Source organism: Streptomyces sp. NPDC026673 (assembly GCF_040638135.1).
Lineage (GTDB): Bacteria > Actinomycetota > Actinomycetes > Streptomycetales > Streptomycetaceae > Actinacidiphila.
This window is the reverse complement of record NZ_JBEZXR010000091.1, coordinates 16,643-32,206: the sequence shown is the minus strand read 5'-3', so window position 1 is coordinate 32,206 and position 15,564 is coordinate 16,643. Positions and strand designations below refer to the sequence as shown.

At 72.8% G+C, this 15,564-nt stretch carries 15 protein-coding genes; 6 read left to right on the top strand and 9 right to left on the bottom strand.

Going from position 1 to position 15,564, the window contains the following annotated elements; genetic code table 11:
* Nucleotides 1-117: 117 nt before the first annotated feature.
* The 3 genes from cobT to AB0F62_RS37220 all read right to left on the bottom strand — a co-directional run bounded on the left by cobT (nt 118) and on the right by AB0F62_RS37220 (nt 5,692).
* Nucleotides 118-3,471, bottom strand: a complete 3,354-nt coding sequence (cobT, locus tag AB0F62_RS37230) for a nicotinate-nucleotide--dimethylbenzimidazole phosphoribosyltransferase (RefSeq protein WP_361809966.1) — start codon at nt 3,469-3,471, stop codon at nt 118-120.
* Between the two features lie 249 nt (nt 3,472-3,720).
* Nucleotides 3,721-4,944 (bottom strand): precorrin-6y C5,15-methyltransferase (decarboxylating) subunit CbiE, encoded by a 1,224-nt coding sequence (gene cbiE, locus AB0F62_RS37225; protein ID WP_361809964.1) that lies wholly within the window; start codon nt 4,942-4,944, stop codon nt 3,721-3,723.
* A 103-nt stretch (nt 4,945-5,047) separates the two neighbouring features.
* Nucleotides 5,048-5,692 carry a GNAT family N-acetyltransferase gene (locus AB0F62_RS37220; protein ID WP_361809962.1) on the bottom strand — a complete coding sequence of 215 codons (645 nt, stop codon included), beginning with the start codon at nt 5,690-5,692 and terminating at the stop codon, nt 5,048-5,050.
* Between the two features lie 212 nt (nt 5,693-5,904).
* On the opposite strand from AB0F62_RS37220, the gene AB0F62_RS37215 reads away from it, so the two are divergent.
* Together AB0F62_RS37215 and AB0F62_RS37210 are read left to right on the top strand one after the other, a co-directional pair.
* A complete protein-coding gene (locus AB0F62_RS37215) occupies nt 5,905-6,672 on the top strand; it encodes a class I SAM-dependent methyltransferase (RefSeq protein ID WP_361809960.1) in 768 nt (255 codons plus the stop codon).
* Between the two features lie 49 nt (nt 6,673-6,721).
* On the top strand, nt 6,722-7,111 hold the full coding sequence (locus AB0F62_RS37210; RefSeq protein ID WP_361809958.1) for an MmcQ/YjbR family DNA-binding protein: 390 nt from the start codon (nt 6,722-6,724) through the stop codon (nt 7,109-7,111).
* Nucleotides 7,112-7,145: 34 nt separating this feature from the next.
* Here AB0F62_RS37210 and AB0F62_RS37205 read toward each other — a convergent pair whose 3' ends face one another.
* Genes AB0F62_RS37205 through AB0F62_RS37195 form a run of 3 tightly spaced genes read right to left on the bottom strand, consistent with a single transcriptional unit; the run spans nt 7,146 to nt 9,767 of the window.
* Nucleotides 7,146-7,976 (bottom strand): MetQ/NlpA family ABC transporter substrate-binding protein, encoded by an 831-nt coding sequence (locus AB0F62_RS37205; RefSeq protein ID WP_361809956.1) that lies wholly within the window; start codon nt 7,974-7,976, stop codon nt 7,146-7,148.
* 37 nt (nt 7,977-8,013) lie between these two features.
* On the bottom strand, nt 8,014-8,733 hold the full coding sequence (locus AB0F62_RS37200; protein ID WP_361809954.1) for a methionine ABC transporter permease: 720 nt from the start codon (nt 8,731-8,733) through the stop codon (nt 8,014-8,016).
* Complete coding sequence (locus AB0F62_RS37195) at nt 8,730-9,767, bottom strand: ATP-binding cassette domain-containing protein (RefSeq protein WP_361809952.1); 1,038 nt, start codon at nt 9,765-9,767, stop codon at nt 8,730-8,732. Before AB0F62_RS37195 ends, AB0F62_RS37200 begins: the two co-directional genes overlap by 4 nt.
* A 448-nt stretch (nt 9,768-10,215) precedes the next feature.
* Between AB0F62_RS37195 and AB0F62_RS37190 the strand changes: the two genes are divergently transcribed.
* Together AB0F62_RS37190 and AB0F62_RS37185 are read left to right on the top strand one after the other, a co-directional pair.
* A complete protein-coding gene (locus AB0F62_RS37190; protein WP_361809950.1) occupies nt 10,216-10,584 on the top strand; it encodes a hypothetical protein in 369 nt (122 codons plus the stop codon).
* On the top strand, nt 10,577-11,020 hold the full coding sequence (locus tag AB0F62_RS37185; protein ID WP_361809948.1) for a hypothetical protein: 444 nt from the start codon (nt 10,577-10,579) through the stop codon (nt 11,018-11,020). Before AB0F62_RS37190 ends, AB0F62_RS37185 begins: the two co-directional genes overlap by 8 nt.
* A gap of 13 nt (nt 11,021-11,033) precedes the next feature.
* On the opposite strand, the gene AB0F62_RS37180 is transcribed toward AB0F62_RS37185, so the two are convergent.
* From AB0F62_RS37180 to AB0F62_RS37170, 3 genes are all read right to left on the bottom strand, one after another.
* A complete protein-coding gene (locus AB0F62_RS37180) occupies nt 11,034-11,543 on the bottom strand; it encodes a GNAT family N-acetyltransferase (RefSeq protein WP_361809946.1) in 510 nt (169 codons plus the stop codon).
* Between the two features lie 123 nt (nt 11,544-11,666).
* Nucleotides 11,667-12,191 (bottom strand): sigma-70 family RNA polymerase sigma factor, encoded by a 525-nt coding sequence (locus AB0F62_RS37175; RefSeq protein ID WP_361809944.1) that lies wholly within the window; start codon nt 12,189-12,191, stop codon nt 11,667-11,669.
* A gap of 73 nt (nt 12,192-12,264) precedes the next feature.
* Entirely contained in the window at nt 12,265-13,458 is a 1,194-nt protein-coding gene (locus AB0F62_RS37170) for a glycerophosphodiester phosphodiesterase (protein ID WP_361809942.1), read from the bottom strand.
* 262 nt (nt 13,459-13,720) lie between these two features.
* Here AB0F62_RS37170 and AB0F62_RS37165 point away from each other — a divergent pair, with 262 nt between their 5' ends.
* Nucleotides 13,721-14,416 (top strand): lysophospholipid acyltransferase family protein, encoded by a 696-nt coding sequence (locus tag AB0F62_RS37165; protein WP_361809940.1) that lies wholly within the window; start codon nt 13,721-13,723, stop codon nt 14,414-14,416.
* A 350-nt stretch (nt 14,417-14,766) separates the two neighbouring features.
* The gene (locus AB0F62_RS37160; RefSeq protein ID WP_361809938.1) at nt 14,767-15,489 is read left to right on the top strand and encodes a hypothetical protein; all 723 of its coding nucleotides are present in this window, start codon (nt 14,767-14,769) and stop codon (nt 15,487-15,489) included.
* The last annotated feature ends 75 nt before the right edge of the window (nt 15,490-15,564 follow it).

Here is a 15,564-nt window from a genome sequence, read left to right as displayed (position 1 = left end):
CCCAGCCCCGGAGGCCCCGACCCCGGCCCACCCCACACGCAGCGGCGCGGTGCCTAACCGCGCCGGGCAATCGGGCGGGCGGGCGGGGAAAACGCCCCGCCCACCACGACCGCCCGGTCAGGACTTCTCGGTAACCCCGGCAGAGTCAAACGTCGCCACCTCATGCATCGCCCGCGCAGCACTCTGCACCAGCGGCAGCGCCAACAGCGCCCCCGTGCCCTCGCCGAGGCGCAGGTCGAGGTCGACCAGCGGGCGCAGGCCCAGCTTCGTCAGGGCCGCGCGGTGGCCCGGCTCCGCGCTGCGGTGGCCGGCGATGCACGCCGCGAGGACCTCCGGGGCGATGGCGCGGGCCACCAGGGCGGCCGCGCCCGCGCTGACGCCGTCGAGGATGACCGGGGTCCGCAGGGACGCGGCGCCGAGCAACAGGCCGACCATGGCCGCGTGCTCGAGGCCGCCGATGGCCGCGAGGACCTCGATCGGGTCGGACGGGTCGGGCCGGTGCAGCTCGAGGGCCCGCCGCACGACGTCGATCTTGCGGGCGTGCATCTCGTCGTTGATGCCGGTCCCGCGTCCGGTGACCTCCGCCGGGTCGACCCCGGTGTAGACGGAGATCAGGGCCGCGGAGACAGTGGTGTTGGCGACCCCCATCTCCCCGGTGAGCAGCACCTTGTTGCCCGCGGCGACGAGGTCGCGGGCGGTCTCGATGCCGACCTCGATCGCCCGGAGGACCTCCTCGCGGGTCATGGCGGGCCCGGCCGTGAAGTCGGCTGTGCCGGGGCGGACCTTGCGCGGCAGCAGACCGGGCGTGCTGGGCAGTTCCGAGGCGACCCCGACGTCGATCACGCACACCTCGGCGCCCACCTGGTTGGCGAAGGCGTTGCACACCGCGCCCCCGCCCAGGAAGTTGGCGACCATCTGGCCGGTGACCTCCTGGGGCCAGGCGGTCACGCCCTGGGCGTGCACCCCGTGGTCGCCGGCGAAGATCGCGACGGCCGCGGGCTCGGGGATCGGCGGCGGGCACTGCCGGGAGAGCCCGCTGAGCTGCGCGGAGATGATCTCCAGCATGCCCAGCGCGCCGGCCGGCTTGGTCATCCGCTTCTGCCGCTCCCACGCCTCGCCGAGCGCCTTGGCGTCGAGCGGGCGGATGCCGCGAAGGGTCTCCTCCAGGAGGTTGTGCGGCTCCTCGCCGGGCAGGGCCCGGTTGCCGTACTCCTCCTCGTGGACGACCCAGGCCAGCGGGCGCCGCTTGGACCAGCCGGACTGCACCAGCTCGGGGTCCTCGGGGAACTCGTCGACGTAGCCGACGCAGAGGTACGCGACGACCTCGAGGTGCTCGGGCAGTCCGAGTTCGCGGACCATCTCGCGCTCGTCGAAGAAGCTGACCCAGCCGACGCCGAGGCCCTCGGCGCGGGCGGCGAGCCAGAGGTTCTCCACGGCGAGCGCCGACGAGTACGGGGCCATCTGAGGCTGGGTGTAACGGCCCAGCGTGTGGCGGCCGCCACGGGTCGGGTCCGCGGTGACGACGATGTTGACCGGGGTGTCGAGGATCGCCTCGATCTTCAGCTCGCGGAACTGCTTGGCGCGGCCCTTGGGGAGGGACTTGGCGTATGCCTCGCGCTGCTGCATGGCGAGTTCGTGCATGCGCGCCCGGGTCTTCGCGGAGCGGATGACGACGAAGTCCCAGGGCTGGGAGTGGCCGACGCTGGGTGCGGTGTGCGCCGCCTCCAGCACGCGGATCAGCACCTCGTGCGGGATCGGGTCCTTGCGGAAGCCGTTACGGATGTCCCGGCGCTCGCGGATCACGCGGTGGACGGCATCCCGTACGGCGGGGTCGTAGCCCTCGGCCGCGGGGACCAGGAGTTCCGGGGCCTCCTCGCCGGCGACCGGCGTCTCGGGCTCCGCCTCGGCCAGGGACTCGGGCTCGGGCTCGGGCGTGGGCTCCGGCTCGGCGACGACGGCCTGCGCCTCGTCCTCCGCCGCCACGACCGGGACCGCGGCCGGAAGGGGCTCCTCCACGGCGACCGGCGCCTCGGGTTCGACCGCGGGTACGGGCTCCGCCAGGGTCTCCACCACCGGCTCGGGGGCAGCCAGGGTCTCCACGACCGGCTCGGGGGCAGGCACGGGCTCCACGACCGGTTCCGGAGCGGGCTCGGCCTCGGCAACGGGCTCCGGGGCGGGCGCGGGCTCCGCGACCGCCTCCACGACCACCTCGGCCTCGGCAACGGGCTCCGGAGCGGCCACGGGCTCCACGACCGGCTCGGGGGCGGGCACGGCCTCCACGACCGGCTCCGGTACGAACACGGCGACGGCGGGCTCGGGTTCCGCTGCCGGCTCCGGTGCGGCGGGCGCCTCGGACGCCGGTTCCATGCCGAACGGCAGCGGCTCGTCCGGGGTTTCCAGCGGCGGCTCCGGGACGACGGCCGGCTCCGCGGCAGGCGCGGGCGCGGGCGCGGGCGCGGGCACGACGGCCTCGGGCGTCGGCGCCTCCGCCGGGGCGGTCCAGGTCTCGCCGGTCGCGGGTGCCGTCGCCGGGACCTCGCCCGGGACCTCGGCCGGGACCGCGGCGGGGATCTCGTCGCGGGGGATGTCCAGGTACTCCGGTCCGGTGGTGGGCGGCCCGGACTGGCGCATCGGCACGGGGACCGGCTGCGGCGCGGGAGCGGGCGGCGGGGTTGCCGGACCGCGGTCGGCCAGGGACCGCACGATGCCGCCGCCGTTGGACGGGTCCGGGATCGGCGGGCCCATGTGGAGCGGACGCCGCGGCGGTACCGGAGCGGCCGGGACGGGCTCCTGCACCTGCGTCTGCGCGGGCACATGGGGCTGCGGTGCCGGCTCCGCGACCGGGACCTGGACCGGGGCGTCCGCGGTCACGGCGGCGTCCTCGGCCGGCGCGGGCTGCGCGACGACCGGCTCGACCGGCACCGGCACCGGCACGGCGTGCTCGGGCGTGAACTGCGCGGGCTGGTCCGGCGTGGCCTGCGCGGGCGCCAGGTGCTCCGGCGCCGGCAGGTCCGTGCGGACCGCGGAGTAGTCGAGGGACACGGAGTCGCGGCCGCCGCTCTCGTGGGCGTCGTGCTCGACGCGCTCCTGAGTCACCGGGACGCCGTGCGCGGTGTGCTCGTGTGCCACCTGGATCGGGGCCTGCGCCGGAACCGGCGCGGCCACGGGCGCCGGAACGGCGGTGGCGACCGGGACGGGCTGCGGCGGTACCGGCTGCGGGTCGGCCCACGACCCCTGCAGACCGGGCATCAGCAGCATCTCCTCGTCCTCGTCGGCCACAACGGGGCCGGACGGCTGGTCGAGGTACTGGTACTCGGGAGGAACCGGCGCGGTGAGCGGATCGACGTCCCACGAGGGGACGGCCTGCTGCTGCGCGCCACTGCCGGGGAGGTCGGCGTACGGCTGCAGAACCGCTTCTTCGCCTGCGTTCTCCGGCAGTCCCTCACCCGGGACCTGGCCGGTGTCAGTCATGCGTGCCCCTCGCCCATCGGTTTCGCTCCTTCCATCGCTGCGCCGAGACACTGCCCACAGAAAGAACGAGCGTGGGCGGCAACCGGCACGACGACGGCGATTGACCGGTACTGACCATTACTGATCAGCCCTCACTCGGCGTCAATGCGCGACGGTGGCACAGCGGTCCGTCAGCCTACCGTGCGTGTGCCGCGCGTGCTCAGGGGGGTTCACCTCAAACCGGTCGCAATGCGGGCGCAACCCACTGGCTCACCTGCGGTGTCCGAGGAGCACGAAGACCACCGTGCGCTCCCGCTCGGACCACTCGGAGTCCAGCTCGACTGCCTGCAACAACGCGCGTTCCACGGCGTATCCGCCCTCGTCGAGGGCGCGGCTGACGGCTTCTGCCTCGTCCCGGTTCGCGGCGCTCGCGGCGATTCGTTCCGGCCGGCGCGCGGCGCAGGCGGCGACGACCTCCGGGCCCCCGCCCCCGATGCGCACGATGTCCGGTTCCGGAAGGTCCTCCAGCACGTGCGGGGCCGTGCCGTGGACGACCCGGACCTGCACCCCGAAGTCCCGTGCGGTGTCCTCGATCCGGGCGCACGCCGCGGCGTCGGCCTCCACCGCGATGACGGCCGCACCGAACCGTGCCGCCTCCACCGCGACGGCCCCGCCGCCGGCGCCGATGTCCCAGAGCAGGTCGCCGGCCCGCGGTCCGAGCCGGGCCAGTTGCAGGGCGCGCAGGTGCGCCGGGCCGTCCCCGGGCACGTACCGCTCGGCGGGCAGCGCCCAGCCCCGTACGCGGTCGGACGAGTCGGGGTCCCCGCCGGCGAGCCAGCCGGCCTGCGCGGCGGCGGCCGGAACCGGAACATGGGCGGGCGCAGCTGCCGGGGCGGCGCCGACGACGAGGACGACGTTGGGGTCCCGCCAGGTGTGGTCGGCGACCTTGTCGGAGGTGAGCACGGTGACCTGCTCGTGCTCGGTGCCGAGCGCCTCGCAGATCACGAAGGTGCGGTGCTCGTCGCCGAGCAGCAGCGCGAGTTCGGCGGGCCCGGCGCCCGGCGCGGTCAGCACCGCGACCTTGGGGTGGGCCCGGCAGACGTTGACGGCCCGCCGCAGGGTGCGGGTGTGCGCGACGACCACGCGTGCGTCGTCCCAGGGCATCCCGGCCCGTGCGAAGGCCTGGGCGACCGAGGAGACACCGGGGACGACCTCGACCTCGAGCCCGTACTCGGGGGTGCGCAGCGCGCGGACGACGCCGAAGAAGCCCGGGTCGCCGTCGGCGAGGACCACCGCCGTGCCGCGGTGCCGTGCGATCCGCCGGGCGGCGAGGTCGATGCTGCCCAGCACGATCCGCTCGGCGTCCTCGGGCACGAAGGGCAGCGCCAGGTGGTGCCGGGTTCCGGCCACCAGCGTGGCGGCCGACAGCGCGGAGCGCGCTGCGTCCCCCGGCGGTGAGCCGTCCCACCCGATCACGGTGACACGGTCGGCCATCGTCGTCCTGCCTCCTGGGCGCGTCGCGGTGTGGTGCCCGGGGGCATGGGGTGATCCCGGGGTGTGCACAGTACCCCGGACAGGATCTTGCGCTAGCGGGTGCTCACTGCCAGTCGGCGTAGGCCGCGTAGTCGGAGCCGTCGGCGGACTGCTCCGCGAGGCCGTCGAGGTCCTCCGGGAGCAGGCTCCACACGATCAGGTCGGTGCGGATCTCCTCCCAGCGGCCGTCGGTCTCCCCGTCGGGACGCGTGCGGACCAGGCCGGCGTTGCGCAGCACGCCCTCGCTGATGCAGCCGATCTTCTGCGCGACCTGCTGGGAGGCGGCGTTGTCGGCGGCGGTGCGCAGCTCCAGGCGCTCGAACTTCTGATCGTCGAAGAGCCACTGGGCGGTGGCCTGCACGGCCTCGGCGGCATAGCCCTCGCCGCGCGCCCAGGGGGCGATCATGTAGCCGGCCTCGCTGCTGCGGATGCGCCAGTCGGTGCGCTGCAGGTGGACGGTGCCCACCAGCCGCTGGGTGAGGAACTCGGTGACGGCGAGCACGATGCCCCGGCCCGCCGCGCGCTCGGCGGGGGCGAACTCGGCGATGAAGGCGCGGGCGTCGGCCTCGGTGTACGGGTGCGGCACGGAGGTCCAGGCGATCACGGACTCGTCGTTCATCATCTCCGCCAGGGCGGGGAGGTCGGCCTCCTCGTACGGGCGCAGCACCAGCCGCTCCGTACTGATGGAGATCTCCGGGAAGCTGGTCATTCGACGCTCCGTAGCCAGGGCATGTGTGAAGTGCACAGCATGCAGCATCCACCGGGTCACCGCAGGACCGGGTCGCCGCGGGGGCCTGCGCGGCCGTCGCCCCAGGGTACGTCCAACCATCGGCGCGACGGGAGCAGTTGGTGTGCTGTTCCCCGGCTTTTCCGCAGGTCCGCTCCCCCTGTGGTCATACGGTCCTGCTAGCGTCTGCCCGCGTGACGGTGCACCACGCAGCAGGAGTCGGATATCAGCGGGCCGCGGGTGTGTACGAGCGGTCGCGGCCCTCGTACCCCATGGCGGCCTTGGCCGAGTTGGCGGACGCCCTGCCTCTCGAGGCCGGCCGCACGGTGGTCGACCTGGGCGCCGGCACCGGCAAGTTCACCCGCCTGCTGGCGCTGACCGGCGCGGAGGTGGTCGCGGTCGAGCCGGTGACGGAGATGCGCGAGCGGCTCGCGGAGCTGCTGCCGGGCGTACGGGTGTCCGCGGGGACGGCGGAGGCGACGGGGCTGCCGGACGGGTGCGCGGACGCGGTGGTGGCGGCGCAGTCCTGGCACTGGTTCCAGGAGGACGCGGCGCTGGCGGAGGTCGAGCGGCTGCTGCGGCCGGGCGGTTCGCTGGCGCTGGTGTGGAACACGTACGACACCTCGGTCCCCTGGGTGCGGGACTACCAGGACATCGTCTTCCGGCTGGCGCCGCGCGATCTGCCGAGTCCGCTGGACGACGGCTGGCGCAAGGCCTTCACCGATCGCGCGGGCTGGTCGCGGGTGCACGAGCGGCACTGGCCGAATCGGCATTCGACGACGGTCACGGACGTGGTGGAGCGGATGACCTCGTCGAGTCACATCGCGGTGATGGACCCGGCCGAGCAGGAGCGGGTGCGCGCCGAGGTGGAGGCGGTGCTGGCGGGTCACGCCGCGACGCGCGGCAAGGACGCCGTCGAGATGCCGTACACGACGGACGTGTACTGGGTGCGGCGGCGCTGACCCCGCGGGTCCGTGCGGGTCTGTCGGTGGCGCCCTGTTGAATGGGCGGATGGACGCGGACGGGCTCAGGGGCTTCTGCCTCGGCTTCAACGGCGCGGCGGAGGAGAACCCCTTCCCGCGGGACACCGAGGTGACCGTCTTCAAGGTCGGCGGGAAGATCTTCGCCATCAGCGCGCTGGGGGACGAACAGCTGAAGGTGAGCCTGAAGTGCGACCCCGACCTGGCGGTGCGGCTGCGTGCGGAGCATGCGGCGATCGCGCCCGGCTGGCATCTGAACAAGCGCCACTGGAACACGGTCACGCTGGACGGCTCGCTGCCCGACGCGATGGTGCGCGAGCTGGTCGAGGACTCGTACGACCTGATCGTGGCCCGGTTGCCGCGCGCCGAGCGGCTGCGGCTGGACTGGCCGGGGACGGCCGAGGGGGGCGGGGCGCGGTGACCGCGGCACCCGCCCCCGTTCGGGGCCCGCGGGTTCAGAAGGAGGGGATGACGGAACCGGCGTACGTGTCCTCGATGAACTTCTTCACCTCGGGCGTGGTGAGGAGCTTCTTGAGCTTCAGCACGCGCGGGTCCTTCTCGTTGCCCTCCTTGACGGCGAGGAAGTTGCCGTAGGGGTTGTTCTCGGCGGACTCCAGCACCAGGGCGTCGTCGGCGGGCTTGAGGCCCGCGGAGATGGCGTAGTTGCCGTTGATGACGGCGGCGTCGACGTCCTGGAGGGAGCGCGGCAGCTGGGCGGCCTCGAGCTCCTTGAACTTGAGGTTCTTGGGGTTGGCGGTGATGTCGGCGGGGGTGGCCTCGTTGCCGACGCCGTCCTTGAGGGTGATCAGGCCGTTGGCGGCGAGCAGCTTGAGGCCGCGGGCCTCGTTCACCGCGTCGTTGGCCACGGCTATCGTGGCACCGTTCTTGATCGCGTCGGCGGACTTGACCTTGTCGGAGTACAGACCCAGCGGCTCCAGATGGACGGTGACGACGGGCACGATGTGGGTGCCCTTCTTCTTGTTGAAGTCGTCCAGGTAGGGCTGGTTCTGGAAGTAGTTGGCGTCGACGGAGCCGTCCTCGGTGGCGGTGTTCGGCGTGACGTAGTCGCTGAACTCCTTCACCTCCAGCTTGAGTCCGGCCTTCTCCGCCAGGTTCTTCTTGACGAAGTTCAGGATCTCCGCGTGCGGGACGGGGCTCGCGGCGACGACGAGCGGGTCGCTGGCGCTGTCCTTCTTCGAGCCGGAGTCCGTGCCGCAGGCGGTCAGCCCGAGGGTGAGGCCCGCGGCGGCGAGGAGGGCGGTCGTGATCTTGACGGTGGTACGCACGAAAAGTGCCTTTCTGGAACGGTGTTGCCTTGCGGTGTCAGGAGGTCTCTGAGGTCGCGGCCGGGCGCAGCAGGCGCAGCCGGGGCGCGGCGGAGGCGCGGCCGCGGTGCGAGGCGGCGCGGGCGGCGAGGTCGCCGGCGAGCTGGACGACCGTCACGATGACGATCAGCACGCCGATGGTGACGAGCATCAGCGAGGTCTCGAAACGCTGGTAGCCGTAGCGGATGGCGAGGTCGCCGAGGCCGCCGCCGCCGATGGTGCCGGCCATCGCGGAGTAGCCGATGAGCGCGATCACCGTGGTGGTGAGCCCGGCGATCAGGGAGGGCAGCGATTCGGGCAGCAGGGCCTTGCGGACGACGGTCCAGGTGCTGCCGCCCATGGCCTGGACGGCCTCGACGAGTCCGCCGTCCACTTCGCGGACGGAGGTCTCCACCAGCCGCGCGAGGAACGGGATGGCGCCGATGGAGAGCGGGACGACCATGGCCTCGGCGCCGATGGTGGTGCCGATCACCCAGCGGGTGAAGGGCAGCACGGAGATCATCAGGATGAGGAAGGGCAGCGAGCGGCCCAGGTTCACGATCACCCCGACGGCCTTGTTCACCGGCGCGTTGCGCAGCAGTCCGCCGCGGTCGGTCAGCACCAGCAGGACGCCCAGCGGCAGTCCCCCGGCCAGCGAGATCAGCGTGGACCAGCCGACCATGATCAGGGTTTCCCAACACGCCTGCGACAGCAGCGGCTGCATCTCCGACCAGCTCACTTCGCGCCCTCCTTGACGAGCTCGTCGCCGGCGACCGGTGCGACGTCGACCTGGAGGCCGCGCTCGCGGAGGAAGCCGATCGGCACGACGTTGTCCTCGAAGGCGCCGGGCAGTTCGATCCGCATCCGGCCGACCTGGCGGCCGCCGATGGTCTCCAGCGCGGCGCCGAGCACCGAGATGTCGATGTTGTAGGTGCGGGAGAGCTGGGAGATGACGGGCTCGGTGGCGGCCTCGCCGTGGAAGGTGAGGTCGACCACGGTGCGGCCCGCGCCGGAGGGCTCGCCGCCGACCGGGAAGAGTTCGTGGGCCAGTTCGGAGCCGGGCGTGGCGAGCAGGTCGGTGACCTTGCCGGATTCCACGATGCGGCCTCCCTTCATCAGCGCGGCGGAGTCGCAGATGGCCTTGACCACGTCCATCTCGTGGGTGATGAGCAGGATGGTCAGGCCGAGCTGCCGGTTGAGGTCGCGCAGCAGGTGCAGGATCGAGCGGGTGGTCTCGGGGTCGAGGGCCGAGGTGGCCTCGTCGGAGAGCAGCACCTTGGGGTCGCCGGCCAGGGCGCGGGCGATGCCGACGCGCTGCTTCTGGCCCCCGGAGAGCTGCGCCGGGTAGGCGCGGGCCTTGTCGGCGAGGCCGACCAGGTCGAGCAGTTCGAGGGCCTTGCGGCCGCGCTCGCGGCCGGAGACGCCGAGGATCTCCAGCGGCAGTTCGACGTTGTCCCGGACGGTGCGCGAGGACAGCAGGTTGAAGTGCTGGAAGACCATGCCGATGCCCGTGCGGGCGGTCCGCAGGGCGGAGCCCGCGCGGTCGGAGCGGCCGGCGAGCGCGGTCAGGTCCCGGCCGGCCACCTCCACGGTGCCCGACGTGGGTCGTTCCAGCAGGTTGACGCAGCGGATGAGCGTGCTCTTGCCGGCGCCGCTGCGTCCGACGACGCCGTACACCTCACCTTCGCGGACGTGCAGATCGACGCCGTCGAGGGCCACCGTCTCCCGGTCGCGGGAACGGTAGACCTTGGTCAGGCCCGTTGTGGTGATCACTGGGAATTCCGTCACTGTCGAGTGCGCGGCGGACGAAAGCCGCACACGGGGGCGTATGGACCGCGAACACGCATGGCTCCGCCCCGGGGAGGGCGCGGGAGGAAAGGTCAGCAGCGGGAGCCGGGCGGCCGGGCGTCGTGCGCCGGCCGACAGCGGCTGGTGGTCTGCTGCAGTTCCATGGGGGTGTGCGGTCCGTGGCAGGAGGGGCGGGTCTCGCTTCGGGGCACGAGACTCAGATGGCGTGGGCCCTCAGCGCGCACACATTCGACACATACGACGAACACCGGGCGTCATCGCCTCGGTCGCGCGGCAGCGGCGGTTCGTCGTGGTCATGCGCACCAGTAAAGCAGACAGTCGCGCGGCGTACCAATATCCGGTCTCGCAGTCCGGAATGTGGACAGCGAGGGGGCAGGGATCCGGTCTTTCCCGCCCGTAATAGAGTCACGCCATGCTCGACGCGCTCACGATCGCGGTCTCGGCCACGGCTCTGCTCCTCGCCGCCTGGTGCGGCTTCGCGGCCTTCCGGGACCAGCCGACCAAGGACTGGCACTTCATCGGCATGGCCGTGGTGGCGGTGCTGGCGCTCGTCCAGCTGGTGACAGGCGTGGTCAAGCTCACCGGCGGCGAGAAGCCGGTGGACGGCACCACGATCTTCCTCGCGTACCTGATCGGCGCGGCCTGCACCGTCCCGGCCGCGGCCTTCATGTCGCTGACCGAGCGCACCCGCTGGGGCTCGGCGATCGTGGCGGCGGGCGGCGTGGTGCTGGCCGTGCTCGAGGTGCGGCTCTACGACATCTGGGGAGGCGTCAGTGCCTGAGACCGCGAAGGGCACCAGCGCGCCGGCCGCGCCGGAGGGCGGGATCGGCCGCGGGCCGGGCAGGCTGCTGCTCTCCCTGTACGGGGTGTTCACCGTCGCCGCGCTCTCCCGCGCGATCGTGCAGATCAGCCTGCAGTTCGACGAGGCACCGCTGGCGTACGTGCTCTCCCTGCTGGCCGGCGTCCTCTACGCGGTGATCACGGTGGCCCTGTGGCGCGGCGGCGAGGGCGCCCGGAAGGTGGCGCTGGTCAGCTGCACGCTGGAGCTGGTCGGCGTGCTGACGGTGGGCACGCTGACGCTGGTCGACGCCGGGGCGTTCCCCGACCAGACGGTGTGGTCCGACTACGGCATGGGCTATCTCTTCCTGCCCGTCGTCGTGCCGGTGACCGGCCTGCTGTGGCTGCGCCGGCAGGCGCGGCCACAGCAGGACTCCTGACCCGCTCGCGCGCTCAGGCGCTCGCGGCGTACGTCTCGGGCCGGGCGGCGGGCTTCTCCATGTGCACCAGGCTCAACTGCCGGGTGACCGGTTCGACGCTGCCCACCTGCGCGTAGCCGAGCTTGCGGTACAGCCGCAGGTTGAATTCGCTGCGGTGGCCGGTGAAGAGCCGGTAGCGCTTGGCCTCGCTCTCGGCGGCCAGCCGCTCCTCGATGGCCCGCAGCAGGCGGCCGCCGAGTCCGTGCCGCTGCATGCGGGGGTGGACGATCAGCTTGGCGATGCGTGCGGTGCCGTCCTCGTCCACGGAGCCGCGGACCGAGCCGACCACCTCCTCGCCGAGCCGCGCCACCAGCACGATCCCGCCCGCGAGTTCGGCGCGCAGCGCGTCGAGGGTCTGGGTCAGGGGTTCTATGCCGTAGTCGCCGTACAACGCGGCTTCGCTCTGGTAGCAGAGGTACTGCAGTTTGAGGATCTTCTCGGCGTCGTCACCGGTCGCCGCAGAGATGGTCACGCTCATGCCCATGTGCGCTGGCCTCTCCTTCGAGTCCGCCCGGGCCGCGGGGGGTGAGGGTGCGGCGCGGGACGTTGCCCTGAATTGTGTCCGGAAGGCGGCGCGGCCGTGCACAAGCGTCCATACGCCGACTGTTTACGGTGCATTACCCCGTCGTACGGGTGATGCAACCCCGGTTCCGAGGATCGTACGCAGGCAACTCAGGCACCGGGAACGCAAAGGTCCGAGGCTGCCCTGTGAGATTCCCAACTCCCGGGAGATTTCCCGGTAAGTGGGGTCGGAACGGGAGATCAGGGCGGATACCAGCTCGGGACAGCGCCCCGGCAGACGGTGTGCGGCGGCCAGCAGCGCGCGGCGCTGCTCGGCGGCGAGCACCTGCTGTTCGGTGCTCGGGAGGGCCGCGGCCGCGGGATGGCGGCCGGGGACGTACGGCGTCTCGCGGCGGGCGCGGCGGACGGCGAGGCGCGCCTCGGCCCGCACCGCCCGGCGCAGCCAGCGGGCCGGGTCGGCGGGTGGCTCGGGGAGCTCCAGCAGCCGCAGCCACACGGACTGTTCGAGGTCGGCCGCCTCGACGCCGGCGGGCACGGACTCGGCCGCGGCCTCGGCGGCGAGCAGCGGGCGGATGGCGGCCAGTTCTTCGTGTCGTACGCGCGGGGTCATGCCCGCCGGGACACCCGTGCCGCGCCGGGTGGTTGCCCCGTGGCGGGGTAACCACCCGTGCGCGGGAGGGCGGTCACCTCCTGTTGACGAACTCCGCGCGGGCCAGGAGCGCGGTGTCGCAGTTGTCCGAGAAGATGCCGTCGATGCCCTGCTCGAAGTAGACCTTGAAGGCGCCGAAGGCGTCACCGTAGGCGTTGGGGTCCGTACCGACGCGGAAGTCGGCGGGCAGGAAGCTGTTCTCGTTGCGCATCGTGTAGGGGTGCAGGATCAGCCCGGCCTTGTGCGCGTCGCGCACCAGGGTGGTGGGCGTGCCGAGCTTGCCGGCCGCGTCGCGCGGGATGATCAGGTTGAGGGTGGGGCCGATGCCCTGCGCGAAGCCGGCGATCCACTTCAGGCCGGCCGGGGTGACCAGGTCGGCGACGGTGCGCGGGTCACCGGCGACGACGAAGTCGTACGGGCGGGTGCCGGCCGCGTCCAGCAGGACGACCTTGGGGTTGCGCAGGCCCAGCGCGCCGAGCCGCTGGATGCTGCCGGGTTCGAAGGACTGCAGGAACAGCGGCGAGTTCCGCTTGTCGCGGCCGTAGCGGCGCAGCAGCTTGGCGAGCCGCTCCTCCAGGCCGAGGCCGATGCCGCGGAAGTAGGTGGGGTGCTTGGTCTCCACGTGCAGCCACACCGCCTTGCCGCGGCGGCGGCCCTGCTCGTCGGCCCAGCGCAGCACCTCCTCGAAGGTCGGCACCTCCCAGTGGCCGTTGTAGAGGGTGTTGCGCTGCCGCTGTGCGGGCAGGCGCTCGACCGCGCGCAGGGTCTTGAGCTCGGCGAGGGTGAAGTCCTCGGTGAACCAGCCGGTGGTGGCGACCCCGTCGATGGTCTTGGTGGTCCTGCGGGAGGCGAACTCGGGGTGGTCGGCGACGTCGGTGGTGCCGCCGATCTCGGGCTCGTGGCGGCAGACCAGGTGACCGTCCTTGGTGGGGACGACGTCCTGCTCGATGACGTCGGCGCCGAGGTCCAGGGCGAGCTGGTAGGAGCCCAGGGTGTGCTCGGGGCGGTAGCCGCTCGCGCCGCGGTGCCCGACGACGGTCGGGACGGGCAGGGGGTGGACGGGGACGGAGCCGTGGGAGGAGTCGTGCGAGGAGGACCGCTCGCCGGCCGCGGCGGTGCCCGCGGTGCCGAACACGGTCACGCCGGCGCCGAGCGCCGCGGCTCCGATCAGCGCCCGGCGTCCGGGCCCCCTGCCCTGTTCCCGCCCGCTCTGCCGCTCGTGCGTCATGTGCGCTCCCTCGTGTCGTCCGAACGCGTGTCCGGCCCCTGTCAAGCTGCGGGCGCATCGTAGGCGGGTCGGTGTTGCCGTCGAGCGGCGCGCGACGGAACACGACGGAAACGCACATCAACAATGCGTATCCGTCATGTGAACCCGGTGTGCGTGTCGCGACGTGGCGGAAGTATCGTCCTCACCGGGGGAGGCGCACACTGGTGAGCGAACCCCCGCGGGAGCCCGGCCGGACTCCCGCCGACCACGACCGGAGGACCCGTTGTTCCGCATCATCCTCAAGGCACTGCTCGGAGTACTGATGCGCGTTCTGTTCCGCCCCCGGGTCGAGGGCGCGGAACACATCCCGGGCAGCGGCCCCGTGATCCTCGCCGGCAATCACGTCACGTTCATCGACTCGATGTTCCTGTCGCTGGTCGTGAAGCGTCAGGTGTTCTTCATCGGCAAGGACGAGTACGTCACCACCCCCGGGATCAAGGGCCGGCTGATGGCGGCCTTCTTCACCTCCGTCGGCATGATCCCCGTGGACCGCGACGGCGGTCACGGAGGCGTCGCCGCCCTGATGACCGGCCGTCGCATCCTGGACGAGGGCCGGGTCTTCGGCATCTACCCCGAAGGCACCCGCTCCCCCGACGGCCGGCTCTACCGGGGCCGCACGGGCGTGTCGCGGCTGGCGCTGATGACCGGGGCCCCGGTGGTCCCGTTCGCGATGGTCGACACCGACCGGATCCAGCCGGGCGGCGCCGGTGTGCCGCGGCTGCACCGCTTCACCGTCCGCTTCGGCGAGCCGCTGGAGTTCTCCCGCTACGAGGGCATGGACCGCGACCGCTATGTGCTGCGCGCCGTCACCGACGAGGTGATGAGCCACGTGATGCGGCTGTCCGGCCAGGAGTACGTGGACATCTACGCCACGAAGGCGAAGGCCGGCCGGGCCGCGGACCACGCGAAGGCGGCGTAGCCCGGTCCCGGTGTCCCGGGGTCCGCTCACGGCCGGGGCATCCGCCCGACCGGCCCGTTGCCGGTGGGCATCCGGGCCGGGGTGAGGACGACTTCGCCGCGCGGGGCCCTCGGGAGATCCGCCTGATCCTCGCGGACGGATCCGCCTCCATGCCCTCGGGCGGCTACGGCCGGATCTGCACCGGCCGCGGGAAGCCGACCGCGACGGACCCGGCCGGCGCCGGTGTCGGGGCATCACCCTCACAGCGGTGACAGGCAGTGGGATCCGGCTTCCGCGCCCCTGCCGATGCAACCCCCTGGCCCTCGCCGCGCGTCCTCGCGGTTGACGGATCCGCCGGGGGCGGGGGGCGTATGCAGTACATAGAGGTCACGGAGCTGGCGGGGGTGCGGTCGGCGCTGCTGCGCTTCCGCAGCCGGGGGACGGCGCTGTCCTTCGAGCTGTACCCGATGGTCCATCTGGGGGAGCCGGCGTTCTACCGGGAGGTGACGACGCGGCTGCGCGCCTCGTGCGACCTCGTGATCGCCGAGGGCGTCCAGGGCAGTTCGGCGGTGCGGGCGCTCACCCGGTCGTACCGCAGCCTCGCGGGGCACGAGCGTCTGGGGCTGGTCGTCCAGGACATCGACTTCGCCACGCTGGGCGTGCCGGTGGTGTTCCCGGACATGACCGGTGAGGAGTTCGACGGCCGGTGGCGGCGGCTGCCGCTCCGGGAGCGTGCGGCGGTGGCCGCGCTCGTCCCCGCCTACGTCGCGGGGATGCGGCTGCTCGGCACCCGGCGGTTCCTCGCCCGGCACCTGCAGTCGGAGGATCTGCCCAGTGACGCCGAGGAGGAGTCCGCGGACTTCTCGCCGGGGATCGACGACCTGGTGGTGCACCGGCGCGACCGCCTCCTGATCGACGCGGTGACGCGTGTGCACCACGCCCACTCCGGCCGTCCCGAGCCGTTCACGGCCGGAATCCTGTACGGCGCGGGGCACATGCGCGCGGTGACCACGGCGCTGATGGACCTGGGGTACCGGCCCGCGGGCTCGGAGTGGCTGACGGTCTTCACCCTGGACGATCCCGACGCCGCCTGACCCCGTGTCGGGACGGGGACCAGGTCCGGCCTTCGGCAGCACGAAGCACCCCGGCGCGACGGGCGGCCTCGGCCC

Excerpts from the sequence above, each read along its gene's own strand:
- cobT (WP_361809966.1), bottom strand. The coding sequence starts at position 3,471 with ATGACTGACACCGGCCAGGTCCCGGGTGAGGGACTGCCGGAGAACGCA.
- cbiE (WP_361809964.1), bottom strand. The coding sequence starts at position 4,944 with ATGGCCGACCGTGTCACCGTGATCGGGTGGGACGGCTCACCGCCGGGG.
- AB0F62_RS37220 (WP_361809962.1), bottom strand. The coding sequence starts at position 5,692 with ATGACCAGCTTCCCGGAGATCTCCATCAGTACGGAGCGGCTGGTGCTG.
- AB0F62_RS37210 (WP_361809958.1), top strand. The coding sequence starts at position 6,722 with ATGGACGCGGACGGGCTCAGGGGCTTCTGCCTCGGCTTCAACGGCGCG.
- AB0F62_RS37190 (WP_361809950.1), top strand. The coding sequence starts at position 10,216 with ATGCTCGACGCGCTCACGATCGCGGTCTCGGCCACGGCTCTGCTCCTC.
- AB0F62_RS37180 (WP_361809946.1), bottom strand. The coding sequence starts at position 11,543 with ATGGGCATGAGCGTGACCATCTCTGCGGCGACCGGTGACGACGCCGAG.
- AB0F62_RS37175 (WP_361809944.1), bottom strand. The coding sequence starts at position 12,191 with ATGACCCCGCGCGTACGACACGAAGAACTGGCCGCCATCCGCCCGCTG.
- AB0F62_RS37170 (WP_361809942.1), bottom strand. The coding sequence starts at position 13,458 with ATGACGCACGAGCGGCAGAGCGGGCGGGAACAGGGCAGGGGGCCCGGA.
- AB0F62_RS37160 (WP_361809938.1), top strand. The coding sequence starts at position 14,767 with ATGCAGTACATAGAGGTCACGGAGCTGGCGGGGGTGCGGTCGGCGCTG.